15 protein-coding genes and 1 tRNA gene are annotated in these 20759 nt (G+C 70.4%); 4 read left to right on the top strand and 12 right to left on the bottom strand.

Features of this window, described 5'->3' with window-relative positions; all coding sequences use genetic code 11:
* Positions 1 to 65: 65 nt before the first annotated feature.
* The gene (locus ABD810_RS31420; RefSeq protein WP_344948909.1) at positions 66 to 1292 is read right to left on the bottom strand and encodes an ROK family transcriptional regulator; all 1227 of its coding nucleotides are present in this window, start codon (positions 1290 to 1292) and stop codon (positions 66 to 68) included.
* Between the two features lie 328 nt (positions 1293 to 1620).
* Here ABD810_RS31420 and ABD810_RS31415 point away from each other — a divergent pair, with 328 nt between their 5' ends.
* Positions 1621 to 2529 carry an LLM class F420-dependent oxidoreductase gene (locus ABD810_RS31415; RefSeq protein WP_344948903.1) on the top strand — a complete coding sequence of 303 codons (909 nt, stop codon included), beginning with the start codon at positions 1621 to 1623 and terminating at the stop codon, positions 2527 to 2529.
* A 944-nt stretch (positions 2530 to 3473) separates the two neighbouring features.
* On the opposite strand, the gene ABD810_RS31410 is transcribed toward ABD810_RS31415, so the two are convergent.
* The 6 genes from ABD810_RS31410 to ABD810_RS31385 form a co-directional block, all read right to left on the bottom strand.
* Entirely contained in the window at positions 3474 to 4367 is an 894-nt protein-coding gene (locus ABD810_RS31410) for a sugar phosphate isomerase/epimerase family protein (RefSeq protein WP_344948899.1), read from the bottom strand.
* An 88-nt stretch (positions 4368 to 4455) separates the two neighbouring features.
* A complete protein-coding gene (locus ABD810_RS31405; protein ID WP_425566986.1) occupies positions 4456 to 5604 on the bottom strand; it encodes a dihydrodipicolinate synthase family protein in 1149 nt (382 codons plus the stop codon).
* A complete protein-coding gene (locus ABD810_RS31400) occupies positions 5601 to 6752 on the bottom strand; it encodes a Gfo/Idh/MocA family protein (protein ID WP_344948895.1) in 1152 nt (383 codons plus the stop codon). Before ABD810_RS31400 ends, ABD810_RS31405 begins: the two co-directional genes overlap by 4 nt.
* A gap of 134 nt (positions 6753 to 6886) precedes the next feature.
* A complete protein-coding gene (locus ABD810_RS31395) occupies positions 6887 to 7768 on the bottom strand; it encodes an ABC transporter ATP-binding protein (protein ID WP_344948890.1) in 882 nt (293 codons plus the stop codon).
* A 4-nt stretch (positions 7769 to 7772) separates the two neighbouring features.
* Positions 7773 to 8789 (bottom strand): ABC transporter substrate-binding protein, encoded by a 1017-nt coding sequence (locus ABD810_RS31390; protein ID WP_344948885.1) that lies wholly within the window; start codon positions 8787 to 8789, stop codon positions 7773 to 7775.
* Positions 8790 to 8801: 12 nt separating this feature from the next.
* Complete coding sequence (locus ABD810_RS31385) at positions 8802 to 9617, bottom strand: ABC transporter permease (protein ID WP_344948882.1); 816 nt, start codon at positions 9615 to 9617, stop codon at positions 8802 to 8804.
* A gap of 146 nt (positions 9618 to 9763) precedes the next feature.
* Between ABD810_RS31385 and ABD810_RS31380 the strand changes: the two genes are divergently transcribed.
* The 3 genes from ABD810_RS31380 (at position 9764) to ABD810_RS31370 (ending at position 12134) form a co-directional block, all read left to right on the top strand.
* The gene (locus ABD810_RS31380) at positions 9764 to 10840 is read left to right on the top strand and encodes a LacI family DNA-binding transcriptional regulator (RefSeq protein ID WP_344948877.1); all 1077 of its coding nucleotides are present in this window, start codon (positions 9764 to 9766) and stop codon (positions 10838 to 10840) included.
* Positions 10837 to 11994: a mandelate racemase/muconate lactonizing enzyme family protein gene (locus ABD810_RS31375; protein WP_344948871.1), complete on the top strand. Its 1158-nt coding sequence runs from the start codon at positions 10837 to 10839 to the stop codon at positions 11992 to 11994. Before ABD810_RS31380 ends, ABD810_RS31375 begins: the two co-directional genes overlap by 4 nt.
* A gap of 66 nt (positions 11995 to 12060) precedes the next feature.
* Positions 12061 to 12134, top strand: a tRNA-Met gene (locus ABD810_RS31370).
* A gap of 82 nt (positions 12135 to 12216) precedes the next feature.
* On the opposite strand, the gene ABD810_RS31365 is transcribed toward ABD810_RS31370, so the two are convergent.
* The 5 genes from ABD810_RS31365 to ABD810_RS31345 all read right to left on the bottom strand — a co-directional run bounded on the left by ABD810_RS31365 (position 12217) and on the right by ABD810_RS31345 (position 20658).
* Entirely contained in the window at positions 12217 to 13140 is a 924-nt protein-coding gene (locus ABD810_RS31365) for a ribonuclease Z (RefSeq protein WP_344948864.1), read from the bottom strand.
* A 347-nt stretch (positions 13141 to 13487) separates the two neighbouring features.
* Positions 13488 to 14375, bottom strand: coding sequence for an alpha/beta hydrolase (locus tag ABD810_RS31360; RefSeq protein WP_344948861.1), 888 nt, complete (start codon positions 14373 to 14375; stop codon positions 13488 to 13490).
* A gap of 87 nt (positions 14376 to 14462) precedes the next feature.
* Entirely contained in the window at positions 14463 to 16292 is a 1830-nt protein-coding gene (locus ABD810_RS31355; RefSeq protein ID WP_344948858.1) for a S9 family peptidase, read from the bottom strand.
* Entirely contained in the window at positions 16268 to 18100 is a 1833-nt protein-coding gene (locus ABD810_RS31350) for an N-acetylglutaminylglutamine amidotransferase (RefSeq protein ID WP_344948855.1), read from the bottom strand. Before ABD810_RS31350 ends, ABD810_RS31355 begins: the two co-directional genes overlap by 25 nt.
* A complete protein-coding gene (locus tag ABD810_RS31345; protein WP_344948852.1) occupies positions 18100 to 20658 on the bottom strand; it encodes a glutamate--cysteine ligase in 2559 nt (852 codons plus the stop codon). The genes ABD810_RS31350 and ABD810_RS31345 overlap by 1 nt, the downstream gene beginning before the upstream one ends.
* Between the last annotated feature and the right edge of the window lie 101 nt (positions 20659 to 20759).

The raw sequence follows: 20759 nt of genomic DNA, 5'->3' as shown, positions 1-20759 counted from the left end.
GTTCCTCCACGATGAGGCTTCCGTCGTTCGAGCAGGGCCGACCCCAAGCTCAGGTCAACACTGATTCATTCACTCGGGCTGAACTCGGCGTCGAGGGCGGGACCACGGATGCCCAGAAGCAGCGCACCCTGGGCAGGCGCGTCAGGCAGCGTACTCCACACCACATCGAGTTCGTGTCCTTCTCCTTCTTCCGCGGGGGCGGCGGAGCGTTCCAGAGCCTCCCGGCAGTGCTTGAGAACCAGTTCGCGTCCCTCGGCGAGATCGCCCGCGAGAATGATGACATTGGGATCCAAGATGTCGCGTACGACAGCCAGACCCTCTCCCAGTAGCGTCGCCGCGTGACGAAGAGCACCGATACAAACGGGGTCATTTCGATTGGCCCCACCGACCACGTCAACAAGGGACCGCAGTGTCTCTCTCCGTGTGACGCCCCGTGCTCGACGTACGTCCTCCAGTACGGCCTCCGCGCCGATGTACCTCTCCAGGCAGCCTTTGCGCCCACACCAGCAGAGGAGGCCGTCGGCTCTGATCGCATGGTGTCCGATGTTCGCGACCGCCCCGCGGCGGCCTCGAATGAGGAGGTCTCCGATTATCACCCCGGCATCCACATGCGTGGAGGACATCACGTAGACCAGCGTTTCCTGTTGTTGGTGGCGATAGGTGCGCTCCGCCAGCGCACCGAGATTGGTGTCGCTGTCCATGACCACCCTGGGACACCAAGCCTGCGGGCCTTGTGTCTTCATGATGGCGGTTCGCAGACTCTCCCGAACCCGGAGGGCGAGGTCGTCCTCACCGTTCGCCCAGGGAGGCCGATGTACCAGCCTGTGATTCCGCGGATTGACCTTGGCCGGAACGGCCATGCCGACGGTGACGATATCGGCGTGGCGCTCCACCTCCATCGCAAGGGATTCGACCGCCGCCACCACTTCGTGCAGCCAAGCGGCCACGCCCGATTCGACGCCTACATCGATGACTCTTTTCCGGGCGTCCTCATAATGGTGATGAAAACCCCGGGCGATCACCGTGGTATGCCAGAACCCGAGGCTGATGCCCACGGCGACGCCCGTTATCTTCGCCAACCGGACGATGCCGTTTCGTCCGCCGGGCGCCTCTGCAATCTCGTCGTCGACCAACCCGCTGACCGCTTTGGATACCGTTGACGGCGAAAGGGAAGTACGAAGCGCCAGTTCCGCTCTGGTGTCGGGGTGGCACATGAGCGCTCTGATGATTTTGAGTCGATTTTCCTCTTTAACGCCGGTCGGCTGGCTCAGGAGAAGCCGTGCTTCACGCACCGATGCCTCGCTAGGAAACCACGGTGGTTCGATTCGAACGATGGATGCCTCGATCGTCGCACAGTACGTCTGAATCGAAAAGAAGCGGTCAGTGGAGAATGACGCCGCCCGTTGAATTACACCGGCGCGTGCGGGCGGAGCGACTTGGCGATTCGAGTGCTGGGCGGACGGCGGGCCTTGATGGCCAGTGAGCATGATGCCCAGGGGCAGAGGCTCCACGGCGCGGTTCCGGGGTTCCACGTATCGACATCCGGTCCTCCGCGGAAGACCATCGGGGGTAAGGTACTAGAGTCCACGACTAGAATTAGATTCGGTTAGATGGGTGACCATGCGTATAGGGCTGTATCTCAACGAGTCCTCGGGTCCGGACGCGATCGCCAAGATGGGGGAGAAGATCGCCCGGGCGGCCGACGACGGCTTCGCCTCGGCCTGGGTCTCCAACATCTTCGGGCTCGACGCCCTGACCGCTCTCGCGGTCGCGGGAAGCCAGGTGCCCGGCATCGAGCTCGGCACCGCCGTGGTGCCGACGTATCCGCGCCACCCCGCCGTCCTCGCCCAGCAGGCCCTCACCACCGGTACGGCGCTCGGCGGGCGGCTGGCACTCGGCATCGGCCTGTCGCACCAGATCGTCATCGAGAACATGTACGGGTACAGCTTCGACAAGCCGGCCCGGCACATGCGGGAGTACCTGTCGGTACTGATGCCCCTCATGCGCGGCGAGTCGGTCGACTTCGACGGTGAGACCATCAAGGCCCACCTCGGCCTGAACACCCCGAGGGTGGGCGAGGTGCCCGTGCTGATCGCCGCCCTGGCTCCGATGATGCTGCGCCTGGCCGGCGGGATGGCGGACGGCACGGTTCTGTGGATGACCGGCCCGAAGACCGTCGCCGATCACGTCGTTCCCGCCATCACCGAGGCGGCACGGAACGCGGGACGCCCCGATCCCCGGATCGTCTGCGCCCTCCCGGTCGCCGTGACCGATGACGTAGAGGCGGCCAGGGCCCGCGCCGCCGAGGTCTTCGCCGTCTACGGCCAGCTTCCGTCCTACCGCGCGATGCTGGACCGCGAGGGCGCGGAAGGCCCGGCGGACGTCGCCATCGTGGGCGACGAGGACGAGGTCTCCGCCCAGATTCAGACTCTCGCGAAGGCCGGGGTCACCGACTTCGCCGCCGCCACGTTCGCTTCCGGAGACGACGCGGTACGCACCCGAGAGTTCCTCCGGAGTTTGGTCTCCTGAACGGCGTTTCCAAAGAGCCCGGCGGGGATCGCTGACCCACCGGGTTCTTTGACGTTGTCGTCGATCGGCCGGGATCTTCGGCGTTCCGGTCGATCCGCCGAGATCTTCGGCGTCGTGATCGGACCGCCGGGATCTTCGGCGTTCCGGTCGATCCGCCGGGTTCTTCGGCGTCGTGGTCGGGCCGCCGGGATCTTCGGCGTCGTGGTCGACTTCGGTAGGTCCCTTTCTGGCCGATTTCGGGGTGGTGATGGGCCGGGTGGGCATCAACCGGGTCACCCGATCAAACGGGTGCCGGGAGGGCCTATGACCATCCAGCATCTCCTGCCCCTCCCCCACATGACCCTCAACCCGACCTACTCCCGGCAGACCCGATCTGATCTGCTCCCGGTGGACCCGGGCCGGTCCATCTAGGCGGGGCCGGGGCTGGTCCACCCCCCGTAGGCACCGGGCCGGCTTGCTCCGGCAAGGCCACCTTCAGGCCGGTGCCGGGACGTTATGGGCCGGGTGGGCATCAACCGGGTCACCCGATCAAACGGGTGCCGGGAGGGCCTATGACCATCCAGCATCTCCTGCCCCTCCCTCACATGACCCTCAACCTCACCTGCTTCCGATAGATATGGGCCGGCCCTTCCCGGTAGACCCGGGCCGGTCCATCTAGGCGGGGCCGGGGCTGGTCCACCCCCCCGTAGGCACCGGGCCGACCTGCTCCGGCAAGGCCACCTTCAGGCCGGTGCCGGAGCGGTTAAGGGCTGGGTGGGCATCAACCGGGTCACCCGATCAAACGGGTGCCGGGAGGGCCTATGACCATCCGACATCTCCCCACCCTCCCCACATGACCCTCAACCCCGACCTACTCCCGGCAGACCCGATCTGATCTGCTCCCGGTAGACCGCGCAAGCCCCCGCTGAGCAACAGTGGAGATCGAGCGAACCGTGGATGCCGTGTCAGAACACCTCGGTGATGTAGCGGCGGATGAGGGTGGCGATGACCTCGTTGCCGTCCGCGGCCCAGATGTCGGCGTTGAAGATCTCTACCTCGACCGGCCCCCTGTACCCCGCGGCCTCGACGGCGGCGCGGAGCGGCCGGAAGTCGATCACGCCGTCGCCCATCATGCCGCGGCCCATCAGGATGTCCGCCGGGAGCGGTACGAGGAAGTCGCAGACCTGGAAGCTCGCGATGCGGTCACCCGCCCGCGCGATCTGCTCCAGCACGCCGGGATCCCACCAGACATGGAAGGTGTCGACCACCACTCCCACCGCCTCGGCGGGCCAGCGGGACGCGAGGTCGACGGCCTGGCCGAGCGTGGACAGCACGGCCCGGTCGGCACAGTACATCGGGTGTAGTGGCTCCAGCGCCAGCCGCACCCCCGTGTCCAGCGCGTAGGGGACGAGCTCACCGAGCGCCTCGGCGACCCGGTCCCGGGCTCCGGCCAGATCACGTGACCCGGCAGGCAGCCCCCCGACGACCAGGACCAGGCAGTCCGCACCCAGCGTGGCCGCCTCGTCGATCGCGCGCCGGTTGTCGTCGAGCGCGGCGGCGGAGGCGGTGGGGTCGGCGGAGGTGAGGAACCCGCCGCGGCAGAGCGACGAGACGCGCAACCCTGACTCCCGTACGAGCTTCGCACTCTCGGCGAGGCCGTGCTCGGCGATCTGCTGCCGCCACAACCCGATCGCCGGTATCCCGGACCGTACGCATCCCGTGACCGCTTCCGTGACCCCCCAGTGGCGGGTCGTCCACTGGTTCAGGGAGAGCCGGGCCAGCCGCGGATCCCCCGGTCGCGGGGTCTCGATGGACGCCGGGCGCCCGGACGGCACGTCCACCGCGAACCCGCCGCTCATATCGCCACCCCGCCGACACGGGCAGAGCCCACGAACCCGCCGCCCATACCACCCCCACCGAAACCGGCAGAGCCCACGAACCCGCCGCTCATGCCGCCACCCCCGCCGTGGCCAGGAGGGCGCGCATGCGGGATTCGGCGAGGGCGGGGTCGGGGAAGAGACCGGCCTGGTCCGCCAGGCGGAAGACCTCGGCGAGGTGCACGATCGAACGGGACGACTGCGCTCCGGCGACCATGGCGAACGCGTCCTGGTGCCCGGCGAGCCATGCCAGGAACACGATGCCGGTCTTGTAGTTGTACGTAGGAGCCTCGAATATCTTGCGCGACAGCGGCACGGTCGGCTCCAGCAGGGTCCTGTAGCGAGCCACCTCGCCGGCGTCGAGTGCCTGCAAGGCGGCGGAGGCGACCGGGGCGATGGCGTCGAAGATGCCGAGCAACGCGTCGCTGCCCGATTCGATGAGCGGCGTGTAGTTGAAGTCGTCTCCGGTGTAGAGCCGCACTCCGGGCGGGAGCGCGGCGCGCAAACCGGCCTCGTGGTCGGCGTCGAGCAGAGACACCTTGACCCCGTCGACCCGGGCGGCGTTGTCGTTGATCAGGGTGAGCAGCGATTCGGTGGCCACCGAGATGTCGTCTGACCCCCAGTAGCCCGCCAGCGACGGGTCGAACATCTCGCCCAGCCAGTGCAGGATCACCGGCCGCTCCGCCTCCCGCAGCAGCGGCCGGTACACCGCGTGGTAGTCCTCCGGCGTACGGGCGATGGCCGCGAGCCGGCGGCTGGCCATGAGGATCACCCCGGCCCCGGCCGACTGGACCAGCTCCATCTGCTCGCTGTAGGCGCGCAGCACGTCGTCCCGCGTGGCGGCGTGCGGCGCGTGGTCGGTGCCGGCTCCGCAGGCGACCAGCTCGGCCGGATCGCCGAAGCCCGCCGCCTCGGCCGCCGTACGCCGGATCAGCTCCTGGGTCGCGGCCCAGTCGAGGCCCATGTTGCGCTGGGCGGTGTCCATGGCGTCGGCCACGCGGAAGCCGTACGACCACAGGTGGCGGCGGAACCGGAGCGTGGCCTCCCAGTCGACGGCCGCCGCCGCGCCCGGCGTGTTGTCCCCGAGCGGGTCGGCGACGACGTGCGCGGCCGCGTAGGCGACGCGGGACCGGGGCGGTCCGGGCGGGCGGGGCCAGTCGGCGGGGGCCCGCAGCTCGTACGCCGAGAGCTTCCCCTCGGCCGTGGGCAGAGTGATCACAGGCCGAGCTCCGGCAGTTCAACGCGGCGGCCCTCGGCCGAGGAGCGCAGCCCGGACTCGGCGAGCTGGACGCCCCGTGCGCCGGCGAGGAAGTCGTAGGGGAAGGAGGTGTCCTCCACGACGGCGCGCACGAACATCTCCCATTGCACCTTGAAGCCGTTGTCGAACTCCTCGTTGTCGGGGACCTCCTGCCAGTCGTCCCTGAACGAGTGGGTGACGGGAAGGTCGGGGTTCCAGACGGGCTTCGGCGTGGTCGCCCGGTGCTGGATGCGGCAGCCGCGCAGCCCGGCCACCGCGCTCCCGTGCGTCCCGTCGACCTGGAACTCCACCAGCTCGTCCCGGTTGACGCGGACGCACCAGGAGGAGTTGATCTGGGCCACCGCGCCGCCGGAGAGCTCGAAGATGCCGTAGGCCGCGTCGTCGGCCGTGGCCTCGTACGTGCCGCCGTCCTCGTCGACGCGCTCCGGGATGTGGGTGACCACCCGGGCGGTGACGGCCTCGACGCGGCCGAAGAGGTTCTCCAGCACGTACGACCAGTGGCAGAACATGTCGAGCGCGATGCCGCCGCCGTCCTCGGTGCGGTAGTTCCACGACGGCCGCTGCGCCGGCTGCCAGTCGCCTTCGAAGACCCAGTAGCCGAACTCGCCGCGTATGGACAGGATGCGGCCGAAGAAGCCGCCCTCCACCAAGCGCCTGAGCTTGAGCAGGCCCGGCAGGAACAGCTTGTCCTGCACGACGCCGTTCCTGACGCCGGCCTGGGCCGCCAGCCGCGCGAGCTGGACGGCCTCCTCCAGCGTCTCCGCGGTCGGCTTCTCGGTGTAGACGTGCTTGCCGGCCTCGATCGCCTGGGTGATGGCCTTGACCCGCGCCGGGGTGACCTGCGCGTCGAAGTAGATCTGGTTGCCGGAGTCGCTCAGGGCGCCCGCGAGGTCGGTGGTCCAGTGCTTGAGATTGTGCCGCTCGCAGATGTCGCGCAGCTTGGACTCGCTGCGGCCGACCAGGACCGGCTCCAGCAGGATCCGCCCGCCATCGGACAGGGCGACGCCGCCCTCTTCGTTGATGGCCAGGATCGAGCGGACCAGGTGCTGGCGGTAGCCCATGCGACCGGTGACACCGTTCAACACAACGCCTAGGGACCGTGTCGTCACCCAGGGCCTCCTTCTTGCTTCTCGGACAGGCGGGTAAGCGCTTTCTTCCCCCGCCGGCCTCGATGTGACCTGCGACCAGCGGGGTGAACTCCGTGCTGTGGACTTCGAGCCGGCCAGGGCCGTGGACGCGCCGGCTAGTCGGCCGGCGAGCCGGCGCCGAGCAGTTCCCTGATGCGGGTGGTGGCCCTGGCGAACTCGGGCCGCGCCATCGTCGCGGCGTAGTCGCGCTCGTCCGGGAGGTCCACCTCGATGAGCTCCGCGACCGTCCCCGGCCGGGCGGTCATCACCACGACCCGATTGGCGAGGTAGACCGATTCGGCGATGGAGTGGGTGACGAGAAGCACCGTTGTGCCGGTCTCCCGCCAGATGCGGTGCAGTTCGACGTTCATCTGCTCGCGCGTGAGGGCGTCCAGCGCGCCGAAGGGCTCGTCCATCAGCAGCACCGGCGGCGTGTGCAACAGCGCGCGGCAGAGCGCGACGCGCTGCTGCATGCCGCCCGACAGCTCGTGGGGAAGCGCGTCCTCGAAGCCGGTGAGGCCGGTCAGCTCGATCAGCTCGTCCGCCCTGCGGCGGGCCTGGGCGGACGGCATCCCGCGCATCTCCGCCTGCAGCAGGATGTTGCGCCGCGCCGACCTCCATTCGAGCAGCGCCGCGCGCTGGAACACGTACCCGATGTCGGGCCGGGGCCCGGTGACCAGGTCGCCGTGCAGGCGTACGGCTCCGGTGGACGGCCTGAGCAGGCCCGAGACCAGCTTGAGCAGGGTCGACTTGCCACAGCCCGACGGGCCGACGATGGAGACGAACTCGCCGGGCGCGACGTCCAGCGAGACCTCCCTCAGCGCGATCACCTCTCGCTTCCTGGCCTGGAACCGCACCGCGACGTCGCTGATCTCGACCACCGCCGCCGTCTCGCGCGTGCCGGTCCTGGTGGACGCCGGGGCCGTCGCGGTGTCCGCCACGGCCGCCTCCTCTCCGGCGTCCGCTGGGGGACGCCCGGTGTGCGGGTTGCCGGTCATGGGGTCATCCCTTCGGGGCGACACTCTGGTCCCAGTAGGTCGCCGGCGGCTCGGCCTTGGGGATCACACCGGTGCGGACGAACGTGTCGATCGTCGCCTTCCAGTCGGCCTCGGCGTTGATCCCCGGCACCTGACCCTTGGTCGCGTCCGTGTGCAGGAGAGTCAGCGTGGTCTTGAGCTGGTCGAGCAGCACGGTCTTGTCCGGAAGCTGCTCGGAGGCGCCCTGCATGGCGTCCACCGCCACGTCGGGCTGCTTCTCCGCGGCGGCCCATGCCTCGCTCGTCGCCGCGACCATGCGCTTCACCAGGTCGGCCTTGCTCTCCAGCGTCTTGGTGGAGGTCAGCAGGCCGTTGCTGAAGAAGTTCAGCCCGAACTCGGAGAAGCGCAGGTAGGACACCGGCTTGCCGGACTTGCTCTGCATCGTCGGCCCCTGGTCGGAGGCGTACCCGAGCAGGGCGTCGGCCTGGCCCGACATCACCGCCGCGATCTTGCCCGCGGGGTCGGTGTTCTGCAGGACGACATCGCCATCGCTCATCCCGTTCTGCTTGAGGAAGGCGGGGAAGGTCTTGGACAGCGCGTCACCGGCCGTGGCGGCGATCTTCAGGCCCTTGAGGTCGGCGGGCTTGGTGATGTTCTTGGACGTGAAGAACTGCACGGAAGCGGGCGTGGTCTGCAGGTAGACGCCGAGACTCTTGACCGGGACGCCCTGGCCGACCGCGGCCAGCAGCGCCGGGGTGTCGGCCCAGCCGAAGTCGGTCTGGCCCCCGCCGGTCGCCTGGATGGTCTTCACCGAGCCCTGGCCGGCCTGGATCGTCAGGTCGATGCCGTGCTTGGTGAAGATGCCCTGCTTCTTCCCGAGATAGAAGGGCGCGTGCTCGCCGTACGGATACCAGTTGAGGGTGAGGGTCACCGGTTCGGGCCCGCCGGGGGACGCGGCGGAGTCGCTGGGGGAACCGCCCCCGCACGCCGCGGTGAGCGCGACCAGCGGGAGGAGTGCGGCGGCGAGAGTACGGAGTCTCATGGCATTCCTTCTTCAGAGAGTGGTGGTGACGGCTTCGCCACGCCTGCTGGCATGCCAGGGCAGCATGAGGCGCTCACCGACCTCCACCAGGGTGAACAGGACCACCCCGATCAGTGACATCAGCAGGAGCCCGGCGAAGAGCATGGGGGTGTCGAGGTTGCCGTTGGCCTGCAAAATCACGTAGCCGAGACCCTCGTTGGCGCCGACGAACTCCCCGACCACGGCTCCGGTGACCGCCAGGGTGACGGCGACCTTCAGGCCGGAGAACAGGTGGGGCAGCGCTGTGGGGAAACGGATCTTGACGAACGTCTTGAGCGGGCTCGCGTTCATCGTCGCGGCGAGTTCGAGCATCTCAGGGTCGACCGACTTCAGGCCGGTCACCATGGAGATGACGACGGGGAAGAAGGCGATCAGCACCGCGACGACGACCTTGGGGGCGAGGCCGAAGCCGAGCCACACCACGAACAGCGGAGCGATCGCGATCTTGGGGATGACCTGGGCGAAGAGCAGGATGGGGTACAAGGTCTTCTCGACCGAGGCCGAGTAGACCATGATGACCGCCGCCAGCACGCCGACGATCACGGCGATCACGAAGCCCAGGATGGTCTCGTAGGTGGTGACCCAGGTGTGCTGCCACATGTAGGGCCACTTGTCGGCGAGCACTCCCAGCGTCATGCCGGGTGAAGGCACCAGGTACGCCTGCACGAGGTTGGTGGCCGTGATGGCCCACCACGCGGCGAAGCAGGCGGCGAGAAGTGCCACGGGCCGCCACGATCGCTCCACGGCGCGCAGCACCCGTTCCGGGCCGCGGCCGCTGTCGAGGCTCACGATGACCCCTCCCTCTCCTCTCGCCACGTCACCACGACGATGATCGTGAAGCGCTTTCTCGTAGATCGGAAAGCGCTATCGGAAAGCGCTTTCTGGGCGTACCATAAATTCCGTCTCGCAGGATGGTCAAGGGGGTTGATAACAACGTGCCCGAACAGCCGCAGGTGACCCTCGACGATGTCGCCCAGGCCGCGGGGGTCTCGCCGGCGACGGCGTCCCGGGTCCTCAACGGCGCGACCCAGGTCCGGGCCGATCTTCGAGATCGGGTCCTGGAGGCCGCCGGGAGGCTCGCCTACACGCCGAACCCCCACGCCCGTGCACTGGCCCGTGCCTCCAGCCCCGCCGTGGGCGTGATCTGCCACGACATCGGCGACCCGTACTTCGCCGGCATCGCCAGGGGCGTCATGCGCACCGCCGCGGAGGAGGGCCTTCAGGTCATCCTGGGCAGTACCTTCCGCGAGCGCGAGCGCGAGGTCGCCTACGTCTCCATGATGCGCGGCCAGCGCGTCCGGGCGATCCTGCTCATCGGCTCGGGGTTCGAGGACCGCCCCTGGCAGAAGGCGATGCAGGGCGAGCTCGCCCCGTACATCGCCGCCGGAGGCAGGGTGGCGGCGGTGAGCCGGCACCAGGGCCTGCGCGTGGACACCGTCCTTCCGGAGAACCGGGAAGGCGCCGCCGCCCTCGCCGGCGCCCTGCTCGCTCTCGGGCATCGCGACTTCGCCGTCCTCACCGGGCCCGCCTCGCTGACCACGGTGGTCGACCGCCTCGGCGGGTTCAAGAACGCGCTCGCCGAGGCCGGTGTCACCCTGGCCCCCGACCAGATCGTGGAAGGCGCCTTCACCCGCGACGGGGGCTACGAGGCCGCCACCGAACTGCTCCGCCGAGGGCTCCGGGCCACCTGCGTCTTCGCCCTGACCGACGTCATGGCGGTCGGCGCGCTGACGGCGCTGCGCGAGCACGGGCTGGCCGTGCCGGCCGACGTGTCCCTCGCGGGCTTCGACGACATCCCCATCGTCGTCGACCTGACCCCGCCGCTGACGACCTTCCGGCTGCCGCTGGAGGATCTCGGCAGGCGCGTCATGGCCATGGCGCTCCAACCGGCCAGGGCTCGCAGCCGCACCGATCGTGTCCTGGGCGAGGTCGTCCTGCGCGAGAGCACCGCGCCTCCCGCCCGGCCGGCCGGGTGGAGCCCCGCACCACCCGCTGAAAGGATCTCCCAGTGACCCTGGCCGCGCTCTCCATCGACCAGGTCGAAACGTTCGCCGTCGCCCTTCCGACGCTGCGCTCCTTCGGCGTGTCCGGCGGCTCGGTGGCCGTCGCCGGACGTCCGAGCATCCGCGTCCTGGTCAAGGTGAGCGCCGACGGCGTCCACGGGTGGGGTGAGGCCACGCCGATCCCCGCCTGGACGTACGAGACCACCGAGTCCATCGTGACGACCATCGACCGGTACCTGGCGCCTGCGGTCGTCGGCCGTCCCGCATGGGATCTCGACGGGGTGACCACGGCGTTCGACCGGGCCATCAACCGCGGTTTCTCCATCGGCGCGCCGCTCGCCAAGTCCGCCGTCGACATCGCCCTGCACGATCTGCTGGGCAGGGCCGCCGGGGTGCCTCTCGGCGTGCTGTGGGGGCAGCGTCGCGCGGAGGAGGTCCAGCTCGCCTGGATCGTGTCCGGGCAGACCGCCGAGGAGGTCGCCGACTGCGTGGCCGAGGGCAGGCAGGCGGGCTACCGGGCGTTCAAGGTCAAGATCGGGCTGCACTCCGAGGAGACCGACCTCGGGGTCGTGGCCGCCGTCCGTGCCGAGGCCCCGGAGGCGCCCCTGTGGGTCGACGCCAACCAGGCCTACACCTGCGACACCGCCCTGCGGCTGGCGGGAAGGTTGCTGGAGCTCGGGGTCACCGCGTTCGAGCAGCCGCTGCCCGCCAACGACGTCGCGGGCCTGCGGCGGCTGCGCGATGCCTCTCCCCTGCCTGTCGCGCTCGACGAGAGCCTGCGGCACCCGACCGATCTGGCGACCTTCGTGAAGCTCGGTGCGGTGGACGTGGCGATCGCCAAGGTGCAGCGCAGCGGCGGGCTCACGCTCTCACGTCGGCTGTGCCAGCTCGCGGAGGACTCCGGTGTCAGGCTGATGGGCTCCGGCCTCACCGACGGCGACCTCGGCCTCGCCGCCTCCCTCCACCTGTTCTCCGCGTACGGCATCACCGGGCCGGTCGACCTCAACGGGAGGCAGTTCATCGAGTCGGCCTACGCCACCGGCGCCACCGTCAAGGTCGCCGACGGGGTCGCCCACGTCCCCACCGGTCCGGGGCTCGGCGTGGAGGTCGACGAGGCCGTGGTCCGGCGCCTGGCGGTCGACGTCCTCACGGCGCGAAGCTGACCCAGGGCCCCCAGCGCCATCTGGTTTGCGGCCGCCTGGATCAACGGTATGGTTGTGGAACACCGACGCGGGGTGGAGCAGCTCGGTAGCTCGCTGGGCTCATAACCCAGAGGTCGCAGGTTCAAATCCTGCCCCCGCTACAAAGAAGGCCCTGGTCACCGGCTCCCGGAGACCAGGGCCTTGTTCGTTGGCGCCCATCGGCCCCGGCTCTCGCAGACCCGCTCACAGACGTGAGGGCCGGGGTGGGACCGGCACGCGGGACAGGTCCTCCGCGACCACGATCTCTCCGGTGAAGTGCCTGCGGGCCTGGGCACCGAAGGTCTCGGGGGCGGAGTAGCGCTGGGAGAAGTGGGTCAGGACGAGCCGGCGTACCCCGCACTCCTGGGCCACGCGGCCCGCCTCACCGGCGGTCAGGTGCCCGAAGTCGTGCGCCAGGCCCGCGTCCTCGTCCAGGAACGTCGACTCGATCACCAGCAGGTCAGCGCCGTCGGCCAGCGTGAACACGCCTTCGCAGAGGCGGGTGTCCATGACGAAGGCGAACCGCTGTCCCCGCCGATGCTCGCTGACCTGGTCCAGCGTGACCGTGCGCCCAGCGACCCGGATGGCGCCCTCGCGCTGGAGCTCGCCGACGCGCGGGCCCCTGACGCCATGGGCGGCGAGCCGGTCGGGCAGCATCCTGCGCCCGTCCGGCTCCACCAGCCGGTACCCGTAGGTCTGGATCGGATGATCCAGCGGATGCGCCTCGATCCGGCCGAAGCCACCCTCCGCGATCACTCCGGCCGCGTGCACCGGCTCGGGCACCAGCGTGGCCGTCTCGTGGAACGCGCTCGCGTGCCGCAGCCGCGCGAAGTACTCGGCGCCGGAGGCCGGGAAGTGGGCGTGCACCGGGTGGGGCACCCGGTCGAGGGACATTCGCTGGATCACCCCCGGCAGGCCGAGGCAGTGGTCGCCGTGGAAGTGGCTGATCAGGATCCGGTCCACGTCGGTGGCGGCGACCCCCGCCAGGATCATCTGCCGCTGGGTGCCCTCACCAGGGTCGAACAGCAGCCCCGCGCCGTCCCAGCGCAGGAGGTATCCGTTGTGGTTACGGCGCCGGGTGGGCGTCTGGCTGCCGGTACCCAGGACGACGAGCTCTCGCGCTGACACCCGCGCCACGATAGGCCAGGAGCCCCAGGCGACAAGGACTCCGAGGGGAAACCGGCCGAAAGTCGCTGGCGCGGTGTCATGAACGTTCACCGGGTCGGCCGCCGCAGACGGCGCCGGCATCGCCGTACCGCATCTCGCCGACCCGGCGCCGGATACAGACCACCACGGAGGCGGGAAGAGCGGCGACCCCGCGCCGGATACAGACCACCACGGAGGCGGGAAGAGCGCCGACCCGGCGCCGGATACAGACCACCACGGAGGCGGGAAGAGCGCCGACCCGGCGCCGGATACAAACCACCACGGAGGCGGAAAGAGCGGCGACCCCGCGAAGGGGAGTGGACACCGCGCTACAGGTGCTCGGTGAGGAAGGTGGTGGTCTCGGTGACGGCCTGGGTGACGTAGGGCTCGGTGTCGTACAGGTCGATGTGCAGTTTCGCGTCGAGCCAGACGAGCTTCCTGGGCTCGTCGAGGCGCTTGTACGCCTCCTCCGCGCCCTCCGGCGAGCAGAAGCGGTCGACGAGGCCGTGCACGATGAGGCCGGGCTTGGGCGACAGGAAGTCGGCTCCCATCATGTTGTCCATGGTGATCAGCTCGCGGATGGACGCCCGGGTGATCTCGTTGACCCACGACGGCGCGGCCGACCGGTCGGTGCCGTAGTAGGCGAACGGCTCGTCCCCGGGCATCGCGGCCTCGCCCGAGAGGGCCACCGCCGGGAGGTACTCCACCTCGCCGCCCTGGTCCTGCCGTTCGAGCACCTCGGAGAAGGACGCCAGCGCCTCCTGGTACCCCTGGTCGGACATGCCGGCGCGCATCGCGTACGGGTTGTTGTACGCGCCCGCGATCCCCACGAAGACCTTCACCCTGGGGTCGAAGGCGGCGAAGCGGAGCGCGTATCCCCCGCCGAGGCAGATGCCGACGGCGCCGACGCGCTCGCCGTCCACCGACGGCAGGCCGCGCAGGTACGACACGGCGGCACGAAGGTCCTGGAGTTTGCCCTGCGGGTCCTCGTGCCGCCGGGGCAGGCCGCCGGACTCGCCGAAGTTGCGGTGGTCGAACGCGAGCGTGACGTACCCCGCCTCGGCGAGCCGCGCCGCGTACAGGCCGGTGACCTGCTCTTTCACCCCGGTGAACGGTCCGGTGAACACCAGCGCCGGGTGAGGGCCCTCGCCCTCTGGCACCCTGAGGTCGCCGACGAGCGTGACGTCGCCGGCGGTGAACTCCACTCGATCAGCCATGCCGCAAGTCAACCGCATCGGCCGCCGGCCTGTTCCCCTCCGGCCCAGGAAGAGGACTCCCCGGCCGGAGGACGGGCACGGCAAGGACTACTGCTCGAACCACCGGCTCAGCCACTCGACCACGGCCCCCACGAAGACCAGCTTGTTGACCGTCCTCACGGTCTCGTGGCCCTCGTCGTCGAACAGCAGGTACCGGCACGGGATGCCCCGCGCCGTGGCCGCCGCGACGACCTGCTCGGCCTCGTACACCGGCACGTTGGTGTCCTGCGCCCCGTGGACGACCAGCAGGGGCGCGGTCAGCCGGTCGAAGGAGTGGAGGGGCGACAGCGCGTGCAGCAGTTCGCGGTCGGCCACCGGATCGCCGTACTCGGAGACGGCCGCGGCCGCGATCCACGGCTCGGTGCGAGCGTAGAAGGTGGCGAAGTCGGCCATCCCGCACACGTCGACCCCGGCGCGGAACAGCTCGGGGTAGGTCACCAGGGCGGCGAGGGTGAGGTAGCCCCCGTAGGAGCGGCCCATGCAGGCGACCTTGCCCGGGTCGGCGACCCCCGTCCGCACGACGTGCTCCACGCAGTCGGCCACGTCGTCGATGGCGTGGAAGCGCAGGGCGTGGTTGTCGGCGTCCTGGAAGGCGCGCCCGAACCCGGAGGACCCGCGGACGTTCGGCGCGAGCACGCTGATGCCCGCCGCCACGAGCCGCTGGAAGAGCGGGTTGAACGTGGGCCGTTCCTGGCTCTCGGGGCCGCCGTGCAGGTAGATGACGCAGGGGCCCCTGGACGGCCCCGCGCGGTACAGCCAGCCGGTCAGCTCCAGGCCGTCCCGGGCGGGGAAGCGGATCAGCTCGGCGTCGATGCCCTCGAGGAGAGGGGCGTCACCGATCACCCGGCGGTAGGTGCCGGTGGGGAGGTCGCAGAGCAGGACGTAGGAGGGCGTGTCCGGCCCTTCCGCGGTCATGACGGCCAGCGTGCCGTCGAGGGACAGCCGCACGGAGCCGACCACGTCCGCCGGCGGCGGCGGAAGCGGCCGGGTGACCCCCTCGATCAGGTCGGCCACTTCCAGCTCGGAGCGTCCGGCGACGTTCCAGACCAGCACGGCGACCGTGCCGTCCACGCTGACGGCGAACCGGTCGAGCTCGGCGTCCTGGCGCTCGGCGACGACCCGGGGAACCCCGCCCACCGGCATCGCGAGCAGCGCCATGCGGTCTCGGCCGGCGTTGGAGCGGATGTAGGCCACCTCGCCGTCGGGGGACAGCGTGCCGACGTCGGTCGTGGGCGGCAACAGCGGCCGCTCCTTGCCGAAGGGCAGGTCGGCGACCGACATCTCGCGCATGCCGCGGGGCCCATGGCGCAGCAGCACCCGGCTGTGGTCGCGGCTCACCGCGCTCGGCCACATCAGCGGGCCGACGGCGATGGTGTCGCGGTGCCCGAGACCGGCGTCGATGAGCACCGCCTCCGTCGAACCGGAGGGGGCCAGCTCGGCGACCAGCAGCGTCGACCCCTGGCCGGTCCACCGTACGAAGACGGCCGAGCCGCGCGCGGGGATGTCGGCCGGCCCGGCGAGCAGGCGGCGGTCGCCGCCGTCGGGCCGCACCGCCCACACCTGGGTGTGCTCTCCCCCGCCCGGGGAGATCAGGACGGCCAGCCACTCGCCGTCGGGCGACCACAGCACGTCGCCGACCGGTTCGGGGCCGGTGTCGACCACCCACGGCTCCGGGAGGCGGGCGGAAGGCGGCGCGAAGCCGCCCTGCAACATCGCGTCGGGCCCCACTCCGGCCTGATCGGGCAGCGGCTGGATCCAGGCGCGCGGCGAGCCGTCTCGGTCGCTGACGAACGCGACGGCCTTGTTGTCGGGTGACAGTGCGGGGAACCGGCAGGTCCACGAAGCGTCGACGGTCAGACTCCTTGGGCTTGCAACCACAACTCCAGGAGACCAAGTTGCCACAAAGCGTTGGCTCCCAGGGTCGTTCTGTGGTCATCCGGCGCGTCGAGCAGTTTGTCCACCATGGCCGGGCGGAACAGGCCACGCGATCGCGCGGCCGGGTCGGTGAGGGCGTCACGGACCATCTCCAGGAACGGCCCGTGGATGTGCCGGATCGCGGGGACGGGGAAGTATCCCTTGGGACGGTCGATGACCTCGTCCGGCACCAGCCCGCGGGCGGCGGCCTTGAGCACTCCCTTGCCGCCTGAGGCCAGCTTGAGCTCCGGCGGGCACATCGCGGCCAGCTCGACCAGCTCGTGGTCCAGGAACGGCGTGCGCGCCTCCAGCCCGAAGGCCATCGTCATGTTGTCGACCCGCTTGACCGGGTCGTCGACGAGCATGACGTTGGTGTCCAGGCGCAGCACGGCGTCGAGCGCGGTGTCGGCGCCGGGCATGGCGAGGTGGTCCCGGACGAACGCCGTGCTGACGTCGTCCTCGATCAGGTAGTCGGGTCCGAGGACCTCGGCCAGGTCCTGGTGGGTGCGGTCGAAGAAGACCTTCGCGTACGCGTCGGCGGCCTGCGCGAGCGGCACGTCCTCCAGGGGCGGGTACCAGTCGTAGCCCGCGAAGACCTCGTCGGCGCCCTGGCCGGACTGCACGACCTTGACGTGCCGGGACACCTCCTCCGACAGCAGGTGGAAGGCGACGCAGTCGTGGCTGACCATGGGCTCGCTCATGGCGGCGACGGCGTTGTGGAGGGAGGGCAGGAGCCGCCGGTCGTCGACGAGGATGCGGTGGTGGTCGGTGCCGAACCGCCGGGCGACCAGGTCGGAGTAGGAGAACTCGTCCCCCGACTCACCGCCCGCGGCGTGGAATCCGACGCTGAACGTCGCGAGGTCGCGCTGCCCCTCCTCGGCGAGCAGGGCGACGATCAGGCTGGAGTCGAGCCCGCCGGACAGCAGCACGCCCACCGGTACGTCCGCGACCCTGCGCCGCCGTACGGCCACCCGCAGCGCGTCCTGGACGGCCTGACGCCACTCGGCGGGGCCCATCTCGCCCATGCCCGCCTGGAGCACGTCCAGCTGGACCGCGCCGGATCCCGGCACACCGGGCTCCCGGGGGCGCGTGAAGGCGGGGTTCCAGTAGTGCTCGTCGTGCGACGTGCCGTCGGGCTCGATCGTCCGTACCGTGGCCGGCGGCAGCTTCTCCACGCCGGCCAGGATCGTCCGGGGCGAGGGCACCACCGAGTGGAACGTCATGTAGTGGTGCAGCGCGACCCGGTCGATGTCCGTACGCACCCCGCCGCCCGCGAGCAGCGCGGGCAGCGTCGAGGCGAACCGGAGCCGCGCCGCGTCCCGGGTGAGGTACAGCGGCTTGATGCCGAGCCGGTCCCGGCCCAGCACGAGCCGCCCGGTGTCCCGCTCCGCGATGGCGAAGGCGAACATCCCCTTGAAGTGGTCCACGCACCGGTGTCCCCAGTGGCGGTACGCCTTCAGCAGCACCTCGGTGTCGGAGGTGGAGAAGAACCGGTAGCCCTCCGCCAGCAGCACCTCGCGCAGTTCCCGGTAGTTGTAGAGGCAGCCGTTGAACACCCCGGCAAGGCCCGCCTCCGCGTCCACCATGGGCTGCGCGCCGCGGTCGGACAGGTCGATGATCCTCAGCCGCCGGTGGCCGAGCCCCACCGGGCCGAGCGCCCACAGGCCGGTGCCGTCCGGGCCGCGCGCGGCCATCGCCGCCGACATGCGCTCGATGGCGCCCACGTCCGCCGTACGGCCGTCGAAACGGATCTCCCCGCTGAGGCCGCACATCAGGCGTCCACCCGCATCAGCCAGGTGTCCTTGGCCCCGCCGCCCTGGGACGAGTTGACGATCATGCTGCCGGGCGGGGCGACCCGGGTCAGCGCCGCGGGCGGGACGAGCAGCTGCTTGCCCATGAGGACGAACGCTCGCAGGTCGACGACATTCGGGCGCATCCGCTCGCCGTCGAGGGTGGGATGCGTGGACAGGGAGACGGTCTCCTGGCCGACCCAGCGCTCCGGCTCGGCCATGATCTGCTCGCGGACCGCGTCGAGCTCCCGCGCCGAGGCGTCCCTGCCGATGGTCACCCCCTGCCCTCCGAAGCCGTCCACCGGTTTGACCACCAGCTCGTCGAGGCGGTCGAGCACGTGCTGCCGGTCCTCGGGGTCACGGCAGAGGTAGGTGGTGACGTTGGCAAGCAGGGGACGCTCTCCCAGGTAGTAGTCGATGAGGCGGGGCACGTAGCGGTACAAGGTCTTGTCGTCGGCGACGCCGTTGCCGGGCGCGTTGGCCAGGGTCAGCGTTCCGTGCTCGACGGCGTTGAGGAGGTCGGCCCCGATCGGGCCTGCCAGCAGGTCGTCCTCGTCGATCCTTCGGTACAGCACGTCGACGCGCCGCCCCGCGGCGTACACGACGCCGTCGCGGACCGTGATGTCGGCGGCCTCGGCGAGGATCACGCCCATCTCCTGGGCCAGCGTGCGGTGCTCGTAGTAGGCCGGGTCCTGCGCCCCGGAGGTGACCACGCCGAGGACCGGGTCGCTCGCGGGAGACGCCGCGAGCAGGGCGTCCCGCAGCAGGGCCGCGGTGCCCTCGGGGTCCAGGACACTGGAGCGGTCGAGCTCCGGAAGCACGTGTGCGGCCATCCGGCGGTTGCCCACCGCGTAGCCGATGCCGGACGGCACCCGCAGGTTGTCCTCCAGGACGACCCACCGCCCGGCGCCGTCGCGGGCCACGTCCAGGCCGGCGACCGAGCACCGGATCGACCCGGCGTGCACGCGCCATCCCGCGGGCCGGTAGCCGGGCGACTCGTCCACGACCCAGGCGGGAAGCACGTGGTCCTTGATGACCTCCCGCCGGCCGTACACGTCGCGCAGGAAGGCCTCCAGGGCGCGGACGCGCTGCGGCATCCCCTCCTGGATCTTCGCCCAGTCGTCGGCGGCGATCAGCCGCGGCACGAGGTCCACCGGCATCTTGGTGTAAAGGTCGGTCGCCTCCCGGTCGGAGGCCTCCCCCTCCAGCCCTTCCAGGGCCTTGACCTGGAACGTCATGCCGGACTCCCGCATGTAGCGGTTGCGCGCCGTCTCCCGTTCCCTCAGCTCCACCGGGCCGAGCCGGTCGAGCACCTTGAAGACCGGCTGGTACGGCTCGCGGACGGTGCCCTCGATGACGGCCTCGTCCTGGACGCCTTCGTAGCCCTTGAGCAGGGTGGTCTCCAGGCCCGGGTTGGGACCGCCGAACGCGGTCTCCCAGACGTCCGAGCGCGTCTCCTTGACCAGCAGGTCGACGATGTCGGACAGCGACCCGCCGCGCTCCAGCACGCGCCGCTGGCGCGCCGCCGAGCTGCCCGTGGCCAGCGCCTCCTCCGACAGCGTCGTGACCAGGTCCCAGTCGCCGGTCGCCTCCAGCTGGGGGCGCAGGCCGGCGAGCATGCGCCTGACCACCTCGGCCGCCGGCAGGGCGATGCCCTCCACCGGGTCGACGAGCATGCCTTCCAGCCCCGACCGCGCCGCGCGCCAGGTCGCCGCCCGGACGATCTCCAGGCGGATGTCCGGCTTCGGCCCCTCCTGCTCGATGGCGTGCAGCTCGCGCAGGACGATCGCGCGGAAGATGCCCGCCAGCAGGACGACCTTGCCCACGTTGGGGCAGGCGTCGCACATACGGAGCTCCACCGTGGACACGTGCGCGGAGGGACGGACGTCGAAGTAGATCATCCCCGGGTCGCTGATCACGCCTGACCGCACGAGGTCGGCCACCATCTGGTCGTACTCGGCGGCGGAGTTGAACCGGCGGACCGGGCCGGTGGTGGGCCAGCGCTGCCAGATGAGCGTGCGGTAGCTGGCGTAGCCGCTGTCGGTGCCCAGCCAGTACGGCGAGCTGGCGCTGAGGGCGAGAAGCGGTGGCAGCCACGGGGACACCCGATGCGCCACCTCGACCGCCAGATCGCGGTCGGCGACGTCGACATGCACCTGCGCACCGCAGATCAGCTGCTCGCGCGTGAGGAGCTGGTAGTCCTCCAGCATCTGCTCGTAGCGAGCGTCCGGCGAGATCCTCAGCGCCGCCGGGTCGACCAGCGGCACCCCACCCGCCGCCACGATGCCGAGGCCGAGGCCGTCCGCCGCCTCGATCACCGTCCGGCGCAGCGCCGTCAGGTCGTGCCCGAGATCCTCCAGCCGCACGTACGGGCGGCTGTTGGCCTCGACCACCGAACGCAGCAGCTCCTGCGTGAATCGCTCCTCCGGTAACCGCTGGAGAAGCTGGTCAGCCCGTGGTACGAGGTGGCGAGTTCGAAGATCCACGACGTGGAACTCTTCCTCGACGCCTACGGCGACCGATTCCGCGAGACCCGTCATCCCACCATCCTTCGTACGCCCATTACCGGGGGTGTTGTAGGGCCTTCTGCCCACAAAGCACCCAAATGCACGTCACGACTGGATTCTTCGCGTTGTGATTT

Source organism: Sphaerisporangium flaviroseum (assembly GCF_039537005.1).
In the GTDB taxonomy this organism is placed as follows: domain Bacteria; phylum Actinomycetota; class Actinomycetes; order Streptosporangiales; family Streptosporangiaceae; genus Sphaerisporangium; species Sphaerisporangium flaviroseum.
Note: the sequence above shows the minus strand (reverse complement) of the source record. Positions and strands in the feature narration are given on the sequence as shown.